This window comes from Collinsella sp. CLA-ER-H2, from assembly GCF_040092405.1.
Classification (GTDB): Bacteria; Actinomycetota; Coriobacteriia; order Coriobacteriales; family Coriobacteriaceae; genus Collinsella.
On sequence record NZ_JBBNLO010000001.1, the window covers coordinates 47,681 to 64,227 of the forward strand.

The 16,547-nt window shown below is 61.5% G+C and carries 14 protein-coding genes; all 14 read right to left on the minus strand.

Annotated features, from left to right (window positions below; all coding sequences use genetic code 11):
• Position 1: 1 nt before the first annotated feature.
• Positions 2-1,672: a ribonuclease J gene (locus AAAX59_RS00260; RefSeq protein WP_006235967.1), complete on the minus strand. Its 1,671-nt coding sequence runs from the start codon at positions 1,670-1,672 to the stop codon at positions 2-4.
• Positions 1,673-2,175: 503 nt separating this feature from the next.
• Positions 2,176-4,422: a polyribonucleotide nucleotidyltransferase gene (locus tag AAAX59_RS00265; RefSeq protein WP_349069907.1), complete on the minus strand. Its 2,247-nt coding sequence runs from the start codon at positions 4,420-4,422 to the stop codon at positions 2,176-2,178.
• Positions 4,423-4,571: 149 nt separating this feature from the next.
• Positions 4,572-4,850, minus strand: a complete 279-nt coding sequence (gene rpsO / locus AAAX59_RS00270; RefSeq protein WP_035138510.1) for a 30S ribosomal protein S15 — start codon at positions 4,848-4,850, stop codon at positions 4,572-4,574.
• A gap of 138 nt (positions 4,851-4,988) precedes the next feature.
• Complete coding sequence (recO, locus tag AAAX59_RS00275; RefSeq protein WP_349069908.1) at positions 4,989-5,738, minus strand: DNA repair protein RecO; 750 nt, start codon at positions 5,736-5,738, stop codon at positions 4,989-4,991.
• A gap of 15 nt (positions 5,739-5,753) precedes the next feature.
• Positions 5,754-6,821: a GTPase Era gene (gene era / locus AAAX59_RS00280; RefSeq protein ID WP_199579890.1), complete on the minus strand. Its 1,068-nt coding sequence runs from the start codon at positions 6,819-6,821 to the stop codon at positions 5,754-5,756.
• Positions 6,822-6,833: 12 nt separating this feature from the next.
• The gene (locus tag AAAX59_RS00285; RefSeq protein ID WP_117635248.1) at positions 6,834-7,211 is read right to left on the minus strand and encodes a diacylglycerol kinase family protein; all 378 of its coding nucleotides are present in this window, start codon (positions 7,209-7,211) and stop codon (positions 6,834-6,836) included.
• Positions 7,212-7,220: 9 nt separating this feature from the next.
• Positions 7,221-7,730 carry an rRNA maturation RNase YbeY gene (gene ybeY, locus AAAX59_RS00290; protein ID WP_349069911.1) on the minus strand — a complete coding sequence of 170 codons (510 nt, stop codon included), beginning with the start codon at positions 7,728-7,730 and terminating at the stop codon, positions 7,221-7,223.
• Positions 7,727-8,713 carry a PhoH family protein gene (locus AAAX59_RS00295; protein ID WP_349069913.1) on the minus strand — a complete coding sequence of 329 codons (987 nt, stop codon included), beginning with the start codon at positions 8,711-8,713 and terminating at the stop codon, positions 7,727-7,729. The genes ybeY and AAAX59_RS00295 overlap by 4 nt, the downstream gene beginning before the upstream one ends.
• A complete protein-coding gene (locus AAAX59_RS00300) occupies positions 8,694-9,986 on the minus strand; it encodes a MiaB/RimO family radical SAM methylthiotransferase (RefSeq protein ID WP_349069916.1) in 1,293 nt (430 codons plus the stop codon). The genes AAAX59_RS00295 and AAAX59_RS00300 overlap by 20 nt, the downstream gene beginning before the upstream one ends.
• 9 nt (positions 9,987-9,995) lie before the next feature.
• On the minus strand, positions 9,996-11,144 hold the full coding sequence (dnaJ, locus tag AAAX59_RS00305) for a molecular chaperone DnaJ (protein WP_349069918.1): 1,149 nt from the start codon (positions 11,142-11,144) through the stop codon (positions 9,996-9,998).
• A gap of 81 nt (positions 11,145-11,225) precedes the next feature.
• Positions 11,226-12,329: a DnaJ domain-containing protein gene (locus AAAX59_RS00310; RefSeq protein ID WP_195644942.1), complete on the minus strand. Its 1,104-nt coding sequence runs from the start codon at positions 12,327-12,329 to the stop codon at positions 11,226-11,228.
• A gap of 58 nt (positions 12,330-12,387) precedes the next feature.
• Positions 12,388-13,620: a radical SAM family heme chaperone HemW gene (gene hemW / locus AAAX59_RS00315; RefSeq protein ID WP_349069921.1), complete on the minus strand. Its 1,233-nt coding sequence runs from the start codon at positions 13,618-13,620 to the stop codon at positions 12,388-12,390.
• A gap of 2 nt (positions 13,621-13,622) precedes the next feature.
• A complete protein-coding gene (gene dusB / locus AAAX59_RS00320; protein WP_349069923.1) occupies positions 13,623-14,666 on the minus strand; it encodes a tRNA dihydrouridine synthase DusB in 1,044 nt (347 codons plus the stop codon).
• Between the two features lie 4 nt (positions 14,667-14,670).
• A complete protein-coding gene (lepA, locus tag AAAX59_RS00325) occupies positions 14,671-16,482 on the minus strand; it encodes a translation elongation factor 4 (protein ID WP_349069925.1) in 1,812 nt (603 codons plus the stop codon).
• Positions 16,483-16,547 lie beyond the last annotated feature (65 nt).

A 16,547-nucleotide genomic window follows, 5' to 3' on the forward strand; every position in this document is an offset into this window, starting at 1 on the left:
ACTAAACCTCCATGACGACCGGGATGATCATCGGACGGGTGCGCGTACGGCTCCAAATAAAGTTGGAGAGCGAATCGCGCACGGCCTTGCGAATGGCATCGGAGCCGCTGCTCGTAAAGCTAAACTTGCCCTTCTCGATCGTCTTCATAATGGACGCGGAGGCATCCTCGGAGAACTGGTCGTCGATGGCAAACGAGACGCCGCGGCCCGAGAACTCGATGGCCTCGATCTTCTTGTGCTTGAGCGAGACGATAGCAACGGCCGTGACCATGCCGTCGTTGGCGAGCTTCTGGCGATCGCGCAGGACAATGGGGTCGGTATCGCCGATACGCAGGCCGTCGACGTAGACGACGCCGGACTCGACGGGCGTACCGCGTTTGACGATACCGCCGCGCATCTCGAGCGTGTCGCCGTTATCGAGGATAAAGATATGATCGTCCTTGATGCCCATCTTGCGAGCCAGCTGGGCATGGGCGCGCAGATGCACGGCTTCACCGTGAACCGGCATAAAGTACGTGGGCTTGGCCATGGCCATCAGGAGCTTGAGCTCCTCCTGGCTACCGTGGCCCGAGACGTGGACAAGAGCGCGGTTCTTATCCCACACGTCGCAACCGAGCTTGGCCAGGCTGTTGACGACCTGCTGGACGGCCTTCTCGTTGCCGGGAACAGGAGTTGCCGAGAGGATGACGGTATCGCCCTCGTGGATGGAGAGCGTCTTGTGCTCTCCGTTGGCCATGCGGGACAGGGCCGACAGCGGCTCGCCCTGCGAACCGGTGCACATGACGACGATCTTGTCGTCGGGCAGGTTATCGATATCGAAGGCATCGATGATATCGGCATCGTCGATGTTGAGGTAGCCCAGCTCGCGCGCAACGCGGGTGTTGGTGAGCATGGAGCGACCGGTCACAACGACCTTACGGCCGCACTTGCGGGCGGCATCGCAGATCTGCTGCAGGCGATGGATATGGCTCGAGAACGACGCGACGAACACGCGACCCGGGGCGTTCTTGATGGCGTGCAGCAAGTTGGGACCAACCTCGGCCTCGGACTTGGTAAAGCCGGGAACCGTGGCATTGGTGGAGTCGGAAAGCAGCAGATCGATGCCCTGCTTGGCAAAGCGGCTGATAGCGGCATAGTCGGGCGTGACGCCGTCGATGGGCGTCTGGTCGAGCTTAAAGTCGCCGGTGTGCATAACGGTGCCCTGATTGGTGCGGATGAACACGCCCAGAGCGCCGGGGATGGAGTGCGTCATCGAGAAGAAGTCGAGCGAGATGCCACCGAGGTTGACATGGCTGCCGCCCTTGACCTCGCGGAACTTGGGTGCGCGAATGCGGAACTCAGAAAGCTTGCCCTCGATAAAGCCAAGCGTCAGCTTGCTCGAGAAGATGGGCACCTTGTTGTTGAGGTCCTGCAGCAGGTACGGAAGCGAACCGGTGTGGTCCTCGTGGCCGTGGGTGACGACGATACCGCGGAGCTTCTCCTCGTTTTCAAGAACGTAGGTGTAGTCAGGAAGCACCAGGTCGATACCGGGCTGGGAGTCGTCGGGGAACATGAGGCCAGCGTCGACGAGTACCATGTCGTCGCCGCACTCGAAGACCGTCATGTTCTTGCCGATACCGTCAAGGCCGCCAAGCGGGATGATCTTCAAGGGAGATGATTTTTTAGCTGCCATAGGTGAGTGCTGTTTCCTTTCTTCGAAACGGGTCTGGAACAACCGACGGGGCGCTTCTGGCAAACCGACCGTCGGGAACGTACAAACATGCATCATGGAGTCGACGCATTAACCACAGTATGATACCCATTTGCACAACAACAGACCACCCATGCATCAAAGCCCCATCTGAGCCCAGACCTGCCAAAAAGGGTCAGGTATATTTTGGTAGGTTTTATCTGGGGAAATGCTGCACATACAATTATCTAGAGATCTAATATCTGATCACTCAATAGACTTTCTGACAAAATTGCAGCCCGCACCAACCAGCCCTTTTGCCATTCCCGGCGGGGTCCGCGGGTAAAGTTTATCGCGAGTTCCGCACGAACAGGAGGCCACTTAATGTGGCCTCCGTCGTGAGCAGGACTGTAGAGCAGGAAACTTTACCCGCGGACCCCGCCGGGAATGGCAAAAGGGCGACCCCATAACGGAGTCGCCCTAGGTGAGCTGCTTATGTGCGGCTGTTACTCGGCGTCGTGGTGACGGCGGGGCTTGCGGCCTCCGTTGTCGCCGGGACGGCGCGGACGGTCGCTGCGCTCGGAGCGCTCGCGACGCGGACGCTCACGGCGCTGGAAGTGCTCGCCGTCGCCCTCGGGGGCACCCTCGGCGCGAGCCGGGGCCTCGGGCTTATCCAGGCGATCGAGCGAGATCTTACCGCGATCGTCGACCTCGATGACGACGACCTTGACCTCATCGCCCACGTTGAGGACATCCTCGACCTTCTCCACGCGGCCCTTGGCGACGCGGGAGATGTGCAGCAGGCCGTCCTTACCGGGCAGCAGGTTCACGAAGGCGCCGAACGGCTGGATGGAGACAACGCGACCGGTGTACTCCTCGCCCGGCTCGGGAACCTTGATGATGAGCTTGATGCGCTCGACGGCCTGGTCGACGGACTCGCCGGTGCCGCCGACAAAGACGGTGCCGTCCTCCTGGATGTCGACCGAAGCGCCGGTCTCGTCCTGGATGCCGCGGATGACCTTGCCGCCGGAACCGATGACGTCGCGGATCTTGTCGGTCGGGACCTGGATGGAGACGATGCGCGGGGCGGTGCTGCGCGTGGTGTGGCGCGGCTCGGGGATCACATCGAGCATCTTCTGCAGGATGTACGCACGACCCTCCTTGGCCTGCTGCAGGGCGCGGGCCAGGATGTCAAAGGTAAGGCCGGTGGCCTTGTTGTCCATCTGCAGGGCGGTGATGCCCTCGGTGGTGCCGGTGACCTTAAAGTCCATGTCGCCCAGGAAGTCCTCGAGACCCTGGATGTCGGACAGGACCACGGTCTTGCCCTCCTCCTGGATCAGGCCCATGGCGATACCGGAGACCGGGCGCTTAATGGGCACGCCGCCGTCCATAAGGGCGAGCGTGGAGCCGCAGGTCGAAGCCATCGAAGAGGAGCCGTTGGACTCCATGACCTCGGAGACGACGCGGATGGCGTAGGGGAACTCGTTCTCGTCGGGGAGCACCGGAAGCAGAGCGCGCTCGGCCAGGTTGCCGTGGCCGATCTCGCGGCGCTTGGGGCTGCCCATGCGGCCGGTCTCGCCGGTGCAGAACGGCGGGAAGTTGTAGTGGTGCATGTAGCGCTTGCCCTCGGTGGGCTCGATGGTATCCAGACGCTGGCCCTCGTTGAGCATACCGAGCGACAGGACGGAAAGCACCTGGGTCTGGCCACGCTGGAACAGACCGGAGCCGTGAACGAGCGGCAGGTAGTTATCCTTCACCATGATGGGGCGAATCTCATCGGCGGCACGGCCGTCGACGCGCTCACCGGTCTCGACGACCATGGTGCGCATAGCCTTCTTCTCGAGCTTCTTGAGCGCCACGGGGATCTCGCGCTCCCAAGCGGCCTGCTCCTCCTCGGTGAACTCGGCACGGATGGACTCCTTCAGAGCCTCGACCTTACCGATACGGGAGAGCTTGTCGGCGTCGCGAAGGGCGGCTGCCATCTCGTCGTAGTGGGCGAAGATGCGCTCCTGGACCTCCTCGACGGGCTGGTCGAGCGGGTACTCCTTCTTGACGATGGCGCCGTTGACCTGCTCCCACTCGGCGACAAACTCGTCCTGAGCCTGGCAGAAGGCAGCAAGGGCCTCCTGGCCAAACTTCATGGCGGCGAGCATGTCGTCCTCGGAGATCTCCTCGGCGCCGGCCTCGACCATCGAGATGAAGTCGGCGGAGCCACCCAGCTCCAGATCCAGATCGGAGTTCTCGCGCTCCTCATAGGTGGGGTTGACGATAAACTCGCCGGTCTCCACGTTACGGCCGATGCGCACGCAGGCAAGCGGGCCCTCAAAGGGCACGCCGCCGAGCGTCATGGCCAGGGAAGCACCCATGACGTTGATGACGTCAAAGGGGTTGACCTGGTCGGCGACGAGCGAGGTGGCGACGATGTGCACCTCGTTGCGGAAGCCGTCCGGGAAGCTCGGACGAATCGGGCGGTCGATCATACGGGCCGTGAGCGTGGCCTTCTCGCTGGGACGGCCCTCACGCTTGAGGTAGCCACCCGGGATGCGGCCGGCGGCGTACATCTTCTCGTTGAAGTCGACGGTCAGCGGAAAGAAGTCGTAGTTCTTACGCTCCTTGGAGACGACCACGGTGTCGAGCATCGTGGTGTCGCCCTGCTTGACCAGACAGGCGCCGGTGGCCTGCTTGGCAAGCTCGCCCGACTCAAAGGTGTAGGTCTTGCCGTACAGCTCAAAGGTCTTGGATACGAGTGTCATTGTTCTCCTTTACCCCACAGGCCCCTTGCCTGCGGGCTTCTCATGTGACGCGGGCCCCCTGCCCCCGCCACGCTTCAGAGCGTGATTGTTCACGCCCTTACACAAAAAGAGCGCCCCGCTACGCAGGACGCTCTTAGCATGTACAAATCCTACTGGATGTTGTCGCGGATGCCCAGAGCCTTGATGAGCTCACGGTACTCGACGATGTCGTTCTTCTTGATGTAGGAGAGAAGACGACGACGACGGCCGACGAGCATGAGCAGGCCACGACGGGTATGGAAGTCCTTCTGGTGGGACTTCATGTGCTCGGTCAGCTCCTTGATGCGCTCGCTCAGGATGGCGACCTGAACCTTGGGGTTGCCGGTGTCGACCGGGGTGTTACCGAACTGTGCAGTCAGCTCCGCCTTGCGCTCTTTGGAAACAGTCATTGTTTCACCTTTCGTTTTACGTCGCCCGCGGGCGACTCGATTCGCCTCGGACTGGGAAGCCGCCGGTGGAGCGAGCAACCAAGGTCGAGGTACCAACAGGTCGGTATGTTACCACAAGCAGCCTGCGCCTGCGCATCATCACCGACCCAACATGAATTCCATCGCACGGAGCCGCTGATCGGTATGTGTTGCCGCCCAGACATGCGAAAGCCCGAGCAAAAACGCCGCAGTATGCGGGTCGATCTTTTGAACCATAAGCTCGTCGAAGGTCATGCCCATAAGGGCGCGCAGCCAGGCGACCTCACCGGTCGACACCAGCTCGGCACCGGGCACGCTCGACGCGCACGACCCGCACATGAGGCCGCCCGCCTGGGGCGAAAAATACGACAGCATCGGGTCTCCGCACAGCACGCATGCCGAAAAATCGGGTCGGTAGCCAACGTGCGACAGCAATTTAAAAACAAAGGCCGCCACGAGCAGGTCCATATGTGCCGCGTCGAGCCCGCTGCCGACAAGTGTGAGCGCCCGCTGCGTGATGGCAAAGGTAAACGGGTCCTCGGCGTCCTCGAACGAGCACACGCGCGCGACCTCGGCGATCGCGCTTGCGGCGCATGTCATCTCGTAATCGGGAGCAGCGCCGAGCGGCGCCTCCATAAGCTCGGCCTGGGAAACCACGTCGAGCGACCGTCCATGCGCAAGCAGCAGATCAACGGTACAGAACATCTCGCAGCGCGCAGCCAGGCGTCCGCCGGGTTTGCGGGCGCCCTTTGCCACGGCACGAACCTGCCGACCCCGCTCGTCAAGCATCGTCAGGATCAGGTCCGTCTCTTTGAGCTTCGCCTTATCGAGGACGAGCACCATCGTGCGATATGTCCGGGAGCCTGCCATTCGCGCCGCGTGTCCCTAATCCTCGGCGTTATAGCCAAAGCGGCGAATCTGGGCCTCGTCGTCACGCCAGCCGGCCTTGACCTTCACGTCCAGCTCCAAAAAGACCTGGGTGCCAAAAATGCGCTCAAGGTCGCGACGGGCGTCGATGCCGATATGTTTGATCATCTCGCCGCCCTTGCCGATGATGATGCCCTTTTGGCCCTCGCGCTCGACGTAAATGGTGGCGTGCACGCGCAGCACCTTCTTGGTCTGCTCAAGCGCATCGCAAATCACGCCCACGGAGTGCGGGATCTCATCACGGGTACGGCGCAAGACCTTCTCGCGCACAAACTCGGCAACGAGCGTCTCATCGGAAGCGTCGGTACCCATGTCCTCGGGGAACCAACGCGGACCCTCGGGCAAAAAGTGCGCAACGGTCTCGATGAAGGCATCGACGTTAAAGTTCTTGACCGACGACGTCACGATCTCGTCGTCATATTCCATAAGCTCGTGGGCGGCCTTAAGCTGCTCCATGACCTGTGCGGGGTCGGCTTCATCGGCCTTGGTGAGCACCAGGACCTTCTTGCAACGGGCGCATCTGACACGCTCGGCAACCCAGGCGTCTCCCCTGCCGATCGGTTTGGTGGCATCAATCAAAAACGCGACAACATCGACATCGTTCAGCTCGAACAGTGCACTTTTATTGAGCTCAGACCCTAGACCGTCCTTGGGCTTGTGGATACCCGGGGTATCGACAAAGACCAGCTGGTAGCCGGGGCGGTTGACGACGGCGCGCATGCGGCGGCGGGTCGTCTGGGCCACCGGCGAGGTGATGGCGACCTTTTTGCCATAGCAGGCGTTGAGCAGCGTTGACTTACCGGCGTTGGGGCGGCCGACCAAGGCCACGAAGCCACTGCGGAAACCGGGCTCAACGTCGCCAAAGCCCGCGAGGCTGTCGTCCTCGTCGCACAGGGCGTCGAGTTCCTCGTCGCTCATGCCCTCAAACGGGTCGAACTCCTCGACTTCCTCATAGGCCTCGGTCGCCTTAGCATCCGGGGACTCGTCGTCCAAAATTTCATCGATAGGCTGCATATTGTCGGACATGGGAATCCCTTTCTAAATAAAGCCGAGCGCGTGGGCAAATACCAGCAAGCCCACAATCGCGGCGGTGATTGAAAGTACGTATACCGAGGCGGCGGCGATGTCCTTGGCGCGTTTTGCCAGCGGATGGAGCTCCTGGGTCGCCAGATCGACAATGGCCTCCATGGCGGTATTGCACAGCTCGCCGTGAATCACCAGGCCGCAGCAGATGATAATCGTGGCCCACTCGGCAATGTCGAGCCCCACAATGCAGCCGGCAATGATGGTGCACACGCCCGCTACGAGCATAACCTTAATGTTGCGCTCGGTCTTGACGGCGGTGACGAAGCCCTCCATGGCGTAGGAGAACGACTTTAAAAAGGACGGATGGTCCTTGTTCGATCCGGGAATCATAAGCGGCTCCTAGTCGTGGGCATGATTGGTGATGGGGCCGACGTGAACGAGTTTGGGGTCCTCGCCGCGCTCGAGCGCCAGATCGCGCAGGATGGCGTCCTCGCGGGCCTCCATGACCTCGGCCTCGTCGTCCTCGATGTGGTCATAGCCCAGCAGGTGCAGCATGCCGTGTACGAGCATCAGACGGCACTCGTCAGCAGGGCTATTGCCAAAACCGGGGGCCTGACGGGCAATAACCTGCGGGGCCAAGATAATATCGCCGAGCTCGAGCGTCTCATCGGCGGGAATGTCATCGTCAAAGGCCGAATCGCACTCAAACGAGAGCACATCGGTGGTGCGGTCGATACCGCGCCACTCGTGGTTGAGCTCGCGCATCTCGTCCTCGTCGACATACGAAAGGGAAATCTCGACTTCACGTTCAACGCCCTCGGCGGCAAGCACGACCTCGCAGATGTGCTCTACCTCCTGCGCGTCGAGCAGCGTATCGAGCTCGGCATCGTTGCTGATCAATACACTCAACGGGACTCCTTTCGGTCACGTACGCGTTTCTCGCGCACATCATCATAAGCATCGTATGCCTCGACGATACGCCCCACCAAGGCATGGCGCACCACGTCGGCACGCTCGAGGTGAGAAAATGCGACATCGTCGACACGGCCCAAAATCTGCTCAACGTCGGCAAGACCGCCGCGACGACCCACCAGGTCACGCTGGCTCAGGTCGCCGGTAATCACGAACTTGGAGTTGAAGCCCAGGCGCGTCAGGAACATCTTCATCTGCTCGGGCGTGGTATTTTGTGCCTCGTCGAGCACCACGAAGGCATCACTCAGCGTGCGGCCGCGCATGTAGGCAAGCGGGGCGATCTCGATCACGCCGCGCTCCATAAGCTCATCGGTGCGCTCGCGATCCATCATGTCAAAAAGGGCGTCGTAAAGCGGACGCATGTAGGGATCGATCTTTTCCTCGAGGGTGCCGGGCAAAAAGCCCAGATTCTCCCCCGCCTCGACAACCGGACGCGTCAAGATCAGACGGCCCACCTCGTGACGCTTGAGCGCGGCAACGGCGAGCGCCATGGCCAGATAGGTCTTACCGGTGCCGGCAGGACCCAGGCCAAACGTGATGGTATGCGTGCGGATGGCATCCACATAGCGCTTTTGGCCGAGCGTCTTGGGGCGAATGACGCGGCCGCGATACGAAAGCAGCACGTCATCGCGAAGCGACGTAGCCTCGTGCTCACCGTCGCGCAAGACGGCCAGGCAGCGAGAGACATCGTCGGCAGACAGCGTGCGCCCGGCGGCCGCCTCGCAAAAAGCGTGCTCGAAAAAGCGCGCCACGAGTTCGACCTCGTCCGGGTCGCCGCTCACGGAGATGCTATCGCCACGGGCGACCACATGAGCGCGAACCAAACTCTCGAGCGCACGAAGGACGCCGTCGCCGGCGCCCAAAACGCGCGAGGGATCAATCCCCTCGGGAACGGTAAGTCTAATCTTCGAGGCTTCCATGAACCTCCCTGCGTGCATGGACCAAGCCGGAATCATCGACTCCGATGATAGCAACATCGAGCAGGCACGGGGCTGTAAGTCCACAGGTATCGTCAAGACGGGCATGATGGAACGAGCCGAGCGTCAGGTTGTCGCCATACTCGAGCACGGCACGCTCGACCGTGCCCACGCGACGGCGAGCGTCGGCAATAGCGAGCTCCTGTGCAGCGGCCCGCATACGGCGGCTGCGCTCGGCCATAACCTCGGGCGGAACCTGGTCGGGCATGTCGGCAGCAAGGGTACCGGGACGCTTGCTGTAGCGGAACACGTGCATACGCGAGAAACCCACACGGCGGCACAGCGCCAGCGACTCCTCGAACTCCTCGTCCGTCTCGCCAGGGAAGCCGACAATAACGTCGCAAGAAAGTGACGCCTGCGGCAGATTGGCGCGAATCATACGCACCGTGTCCTCAAAGGCCTCCGCACTATAGGGACGGCCCATGCGATGCAGGGTCGCCGTGCAGCCGGACTGCACGGGCAGGTGCAAAAACGGGGCGATACGCTGCGGAAAGCGCGCCATAACCTTAAGCAGGCGCTCGGAGATATCCATGGGCTCGACCGAGGAAATGCGCACATGCGGAATAGACGTGCGCTCCATGATGGCCTCGAGCAGCTCATCGATTTCGACGTGCTCGTCGGTCGCGCTCTTGCCATCGTAGGCACCCAGGTTCACACCGGTCAGCACCACCTCGGGCACGCCGGCCTCCTGGGCCTCGCGAACTTGCTCGAGCACGGACTCGACGGGCACGGAGCGCTCGGGGCCGCGCGCCTTCCACACAATGCAATAGGTGCAGCGATGGTTGCAGCCATCCTGAATCTTCACGCCCAGGCGAGAGCGACCGAGCGCATCGACCACCTCGCCATCGCTGCAGGCGGGAACGCTATCGGACTCAACACCCAGCACCTCGCATACACGTTCGGCGACATCTATCTTGGACGGCTCGGCAATCACGCGATCCGAAAGCTCCGACAGCTCCTCGGGATGCAAATTGACCACGCATCCGGTCACGACCACATAGGGCTCGTTTGGATGGGCCAGCGCATGACGGACGGCCTTACGGGTCTTGGCCTCGGCCTCGCCCGTAACGGCACAAGTGTTAATGACGATCAGATCGGCATCCTGGGGCTCCACCATAGCAAAGCCCAGGCGCATAAGATCGGCAGTGATACGGTCAGACTCAACCCGGTTTACACGGCAGCCGAGGTTGACGACGGAAATATGGGGTGCGAGCACGCGGGCTCCTTAATCGAGGATATCGTCGAGGGCACTCTTGATACGGTCGGTCACCGACTTCTTACCGGAAGCGACGTCATCGCCCATCTCGTCGGCAAAAGCACGGAGCAGCTCGCGTTGCTTATTGGAAAGATTGGTGGGAACGACCACGCGCAGCTGCACAATCAGACGACCGCGCGAACCGCCACCGCCAATGCGCGGCATGCCGTAATTATTGACGCTCACGGTGTCGCCGAACTGGGCGCCGGCGGGAACCGTCACCTTAACAACCTCGTCGGGCATAATGCCCTCGACCTCGATCTCGCAGCCGAGCGCAGCCTGCGCAATCGAGATATCGCTCACCAGGTACAGGTCGTCACTGTTGCGCTTAAAGCGCTCATGGTCGGCAACGCGCACGTTGACAATCAGGTCGCCCGAAGGCTCGCCGCGAAGGCCGGCCTCGCCAAAGCCGCTCACACGCAGCTGGCGACCGGTCGAAACGCCAGCGGGAATATCGATGTCGATCTTTTCGTGCGAAGGCGTGCGGCCCTGACCGTCGCAGGTCTCGCAGGGATGGTCGATAACCGTGCCCTCGCCATGGCAGTCGGGGCAAGGCGAGGAAGACTGAACCTGGCCCAAAAACGATCGCTGAACCGTCGTGACGTAGCCCGTACCGTGGCAGCGACTGCACTGCTTTTCCTGTGCACCCTCGGCCCTACCGGTACCGTTGCAGTCCTCGCAGGGAGCAAGGCGATCATAGCTGATCGTCTTTTTGCAACCGAGCGCCGCCTCCTCAAGGGTCACCGAAAGGGAGATGGCCATGTCACGTCCGCGACGACGCTCACGACGGCTGCGGGCGCCACCACCGGCGCCACCGCCAAAGAACGACGAGAGCAGGTCGTCCATGCCCATGCCACCAAAGATATCGTTGATGTCGACATAGCCCGAACCACCAGGAACGTCGGCAGTGCCGTAACGGTCGTAGTTAGCACGCTTCTGCTCATCGGAAAGAACGGAATAGGCCTCGTTGAGCTCCTTGAACTTGGCCTCGGCCTCGGGATCGTCCGAAACATCCGGATGTACGGTACGGGCCTTCTTTAGAAACGCACGCTTAATCGTCCGCGCGTCGGCATCCCTGTCGACGCCAAGCACCTCGTAGTAATCCCTATTTACCGACACGACCGAATCCTTCCGACTTTCATTATTGTCACAGTGCGCCCTATACCCAAGCTGGGCCGACCGCAAACAAAGGGTTTGATGTTATTGCATTTGATACGGCGAAAGCATGGCCCGTTGCGAGCAGCTCGCGAACCAAACCGACACGAGCGCGAACATGAAGCCGTTGGCAAAACCGTTGGCAAACTGCATCGCACCGCGCTTCCACCACAGCAGGCTGCGATGAAGCACACCGTCCGAAAGCACCATGAACAGGCCCATGGTAAACGGAATAAAGCACATCACGGCAAAGGCCGAGAACACGCCCGAGATGGCCGACAGCACCAAAAACGGCGCCACAATGCCCATCAGGTAAAAGCCAGTACGAGCTTTGCCTTCCAAGCGCTCGGCCTCAACATGGGCGCGGCCGACCAGGTCGCCGCCCGCGGCACCGTTAGTGCCAGCATGGCCCATGCCGCTAATGCGGACCTCGTCGCCATCGTGCGTGCCGGCAGGAAACTCAATCGTCTGCTCGGAGGTCACACGGGTTCGCCCGCTGCCACCGCAATCGGGGCAGGGGTCGGCCACGACCTTACCGGAACCGCCGCACTCGGGGCAGACCGACTGGAACGTGCCCGCACCAAACAGGAAGGACAGGTCGACGTCGATGTGGCCGCGGCCACCGCAGCTCGGGCAGGTATGTGCATGCTCGGACGAAACAGAGCCCGAGCCGCCGCAGTGACCACAGGTATCGAAGCGCGTGTAGCGGACGGTCTTGCGGGCACCGCCCTTGGCCTCCTTGGCGTCGAGTTTGATATCGACGACCACGTTGGCGCCGTTCTCGGGATTGTAGGCAGCCTGGCCGCGACGCTGCTGGCCCCAGGCGCCACCAAAGGGAAAGCCGCCCTCAAAGGGATTGCCATAGCCCGTGCTGCCGGCGTAGCCGCCACCATAGGGCGAAGCCGTAGGAGCACCGGCAAAGGGATTGCCAGAACGCATGGCGTCGTAGCGCGCACGTTTTTGCTCATCCGAAAGCACGGCGTAGGCCTCGGAAACCTCTTTAAACTTTTCCTCGGCATCCGGCTCTTTATTGACGTCCGGATGGAGCTTACGGGCCTTTTGCTGGAAGGCCTTTTGAATATCACGCGAGGTGGCGTCCTTGGAGACACCCAGAATCTCGTAGTAATCTTTTTCGTTCATCGTCGCCATGCGCGGCAACCTCCTGCTCACAGCAGCGTATATATTCCGGTAATTCTACCCGAGCGGCCTAAGCTAGATCCCAAAACAGCTCGAACAGAACATTTCCATCGAGCCAGCCCAGATGGGTCGGCGCCAGACGAGCTCGAACATGGCCCGCGACGACATCTGCCGAAGTGAAGGGTCCCTCATGACCCCAGAGTGTCTCGGGCACCCAAGTGGCAAGACCCAATTCGAGCGAGCGATCGCAGGCAGCTGCCAGCTCGCCCGTTGGGATGACGTACGCTGCACGAACCAACAGGTCGGACGCGACACCGCGCGTCATGCGACAAGCGAGCATCAAGTCTTCGGCGACAGCCTCGCGCTGCGACAGATATTCGGCCTCGAACGCCGTCGCGTCATCGTCACGTTGCACCAGACGCACGCGGTACGCATCGCCTCGAGAAGACACGCCGGGGAACAACTTAGCCAGGCGATCGAAATCCTCAGCATCGAGCATGCCCGCGGCAGAGCGTCCTAGACCCAAATAGCCCTGTCCAGTCCAGTAGGCAATGTTATGGGCGCACTCATGGCCGTCGAGCGCGTAGCTTGCCACCTCATACGGATGATAGCCGGCCGTACCCAGGCGCTCACGCGCCGCGTCCATGCACGAAGCCTGAAAATCCTCGTCGGGCTCGAGCGACTCGTCGCGGCACGCCATGCGATAAAGGGGCGTCCCCTCCTCAAGCGTGAGCGGGTAGATCGACACATGATGAGGCGCCGCCGCCAGCACGCCATCGAGCGTGCTCCGCCAGCTTGCGGCCGTCTGCCCGGGAAGGCCGCACATCAGGTCGCACGACACATCGAGGCCAGCGTCCTTCACCGTCGCGATAGCCGCAAGTGCCCGATTGGCATCGTGAATGCGGCCAATAGCAGCCAGCTCGGTATTGTCGAGGGTTTGCACGCCCAGAGAGATGCGCGTGACACCCGCCTCGGCAAGCGCGGTGGCGAGCTCAGCGGTCAGGGACTCAGGATTGGCTTCGCAAGTAAATTCAACGGGTTTGCACCACATGGAGATACGACGGGCAAGTTCCACCAGGCGCTCCCCAGCAAGTGACGGCGTGCCGCCGCCAGTATAGACCGTGCGGACCTGCGCAAGCGCCCCGGCGTCGCCAAAGGAATCGAGGCGCGCATACAACTGCTCAAAATACGAATCGAGCGCGGCATCCAAATCACACGCAGCAAAGCTGCGCGAGTCAAAGTCGCAGTACCGGCACTTTTGGGCGCAAAACGGCACGTGCACGTACAGCGCGGTAACGGCCACCGTTAGGCCTCCAGCGGATGAGCAGGCACCGACTCGCCGGCGGCAAGCGCGGCCTCGCAGGCCACCACGTCGCGCTCGATATCATCGACCAGCGCCATAAACTCCTCGTACGTAGAGCAACGCACCACCTGAGCGCGCCAGGCGGCGGCATGGGGCATGCCCTTTAAGTACCAGCTTGCGTACGTGCGAGCACGCGACATGAGCGGCAGAAGCTCATGCGTCAACGTCAGGTGCTCGCGCAGAGCCTCCAGGCGCTCGACCGAGGAGCGAGAAGGAACCGGCGTGCCATCGAGTGCAAGGGCTCGGGCATCGCCGAACACCCACGGATTGCCGTAGATGCCGCGCGCGATAAACACCGCGCTGGCACCCGAGCCGTGCAGATGCTCAGCAGCCTCCTCGGCCGAGAACACATCGCCCGAACCAATCACGGGAATCTCGACAGCGTCGGCAACCTCATCGACGACCGACCAATCGGCCTGGCCCGTGTAGAGCTGCGTGGCGCAACGACCATGCACGGCGACTGCGGCAGCCCCTGCACTCTCAAGCATCTGGGCAAATGTCGCGGCATTGCGGTCCTCGGCATAAAAGCCCTTGCGAATCTTGACGGTCACGGGCACGTGCGCCGCGCCCACCGTAGCCTCGACGATCTTCTCGGCCAGGTCGGGCGTGCGCATGAGCGCCGAGCCCTCGCCCTTGGTAACGACCTTGCGGGCGGGACATGCCATATTGATATCGATGAGCGACAGTCGATCGCCAACGCGCTCCTCGACGGCGGCGACGGCGCTCGCAAACTGATCGGGCTTGGAGCCAAAGAGCTGCACGCAAATCTGCTGCTCCTCGTCGGCCGGCAGCACCAGGCGCCACGTTTTGTTGCTGGCATAGGCAAGGCCTGCCACGCTCACCATCTCGCTGTAGGCAAGGTTGGCACCGCGGCGGCGACACATGATGCGATAGGCGGGGTCGGTAACGCCCGCCATGGGAGCCATAAGGAACGGCTGCTCGGCATAGGCGCCCAGCAGCCGCAGACTATATTCGGAAAGAGCCATAGACCTACTCGTCCACCTTGAGGATCGCCATAAACGCCTCCTGCGGGACCTCGACCGAGCCGATGGCCTTCATGCGCTTCTTGCCCTCTTTCTGCTTCTCAAGCAGTTTGCGCTTACGCGAGATATCGCCGCCGTAGCACTTGGCAAGAACGTCCTTGCGACGCGCCTTGACGGTGGAACGGGCGATGATCTTGTTGCCGATAGCACCCTGGATGGGCACCTCGAACAGCTGACGCGGAATGATCTCCTTGAGCTTGTCGCACAAGCCACGGGCCAGGCCATATGCCTTGTCCTTATGGACGATAAACGACAGCGCGTCCACCTCGTCGCCCGAAAGCAGGATGTCGAGCTTGACGAGCTCGGAGGGGCGATATTCGTTGAACTCGTAGTCGAGCGAGGCGTAACCCTTGGTGCGGCTCTTAAGCTGATCGAAGAAGTCCAAGATGAGCTCGGCGAGCGGCATATCGAAGCGCATCTCGACCGATTTGCTCGTCAGGTGGATCATATCGGTCGTGACGCCACGGTGATCGATAGCGAGCTGCATGACGGCACCCGTATACTCGGGCGGGCAGATGATCTTTGCCTTGAGGTAGGGCTCTTCGATACGCTCGATGCGCGTGGCCTCGGGCAGATCCTGCGGGCTGCGGACATCGATCATTTCGCCGTCGGTCTTGTAGACGTGATAGTCGACCGAGGGACTCGTGGCAATGAGGTCCAGGTTGAACTCGCGCTCCAGGCGTTCCTTGACGACTTCCATGTGCAGCAGGCCCAGGAAGCCCACGCGAAAGCCAAAGCCAAGCGCCACCGAGGTCTCGGGCTCCCACACCAACGACGGGTCGTTGACGTGCAGTTTATCGAGCGCGTCACGCAGGTTCTCGTAGTCCTTGTTGTCGATCGGGAACAGGCCCGTATAGACCATGGGCTTGGCCTCGCGATAACCGGGAAGCGGCTCGGGGCAGGGGTTCGACGCCCACGTAAGGGTATCGCCCACGCGAACGGCCTCGGGATCCTTCAAGCCCGTGACCACATATCCGACCTCGCCGACCGTCAGCGCGTCGACCGGGGTCTCGGCAGGACGCTTGACGCCCACGCCGTCGACCAAAAAGTCGCCCTTGGCTTGCATCATAAGCAGGGTATCGCCCTTTTTGATGGAACCATCGAAGACGCGCACCGTAGCCACCACACCGCGATACTCGTCAAAGTACGAATCCAAAATGAGCGCTTTGAGCGGAGCGTTTGCATCGCCCTTAGGCGGCGAAATCAAAAAGACAATCGACTCCAGCAGATCGTGAATGCCCTCGCCGGTCTTGCCCGAGACGCACACGGCATCATCGGCAGGGATCGCCAGGTCATCCTCGATCTCGGTCTTAACCTCATCGGGATGGGCTGAGGGCAGGTCGATCTTGTTGATGGCCGGCACAATGTCCAGATTGGCGTTCATGGCGAGCGTCGCGTTGGAGACGGTCTGTGCCTCGACACCCTGGGTGGCATCGACGACGAGCACCGCGCCCTCGCAGGCGGCCAGAGAACGCGAGACCTCGTAGGTAAAGTCAACGTGGCCCGGCGTATCGATCAGATTGAACTGATACGTCTCACCATCGTCGGCGTCATAGGAAACGCGGACGGCATTGGACTTGATCGTAATGCCGCGCTCGCGCTCGATATCCATGGTGTCGAGCAGCTGCGACTCCATGTCACGCTCGTCGACGGTATGGGTGAGCTCGAGGATGCGGTCACTGATCGTGGACTTGCCATGGTCGATATGCGCAACAATCGAGAAGTTGCGGATGTGGGAAATGTCAATTGAAGTATTCATGCGGACTATCTTACCCGAGCGGTACAAAAAATGGAGCCTGTTCCATAAAACAGGCTCCATTTATG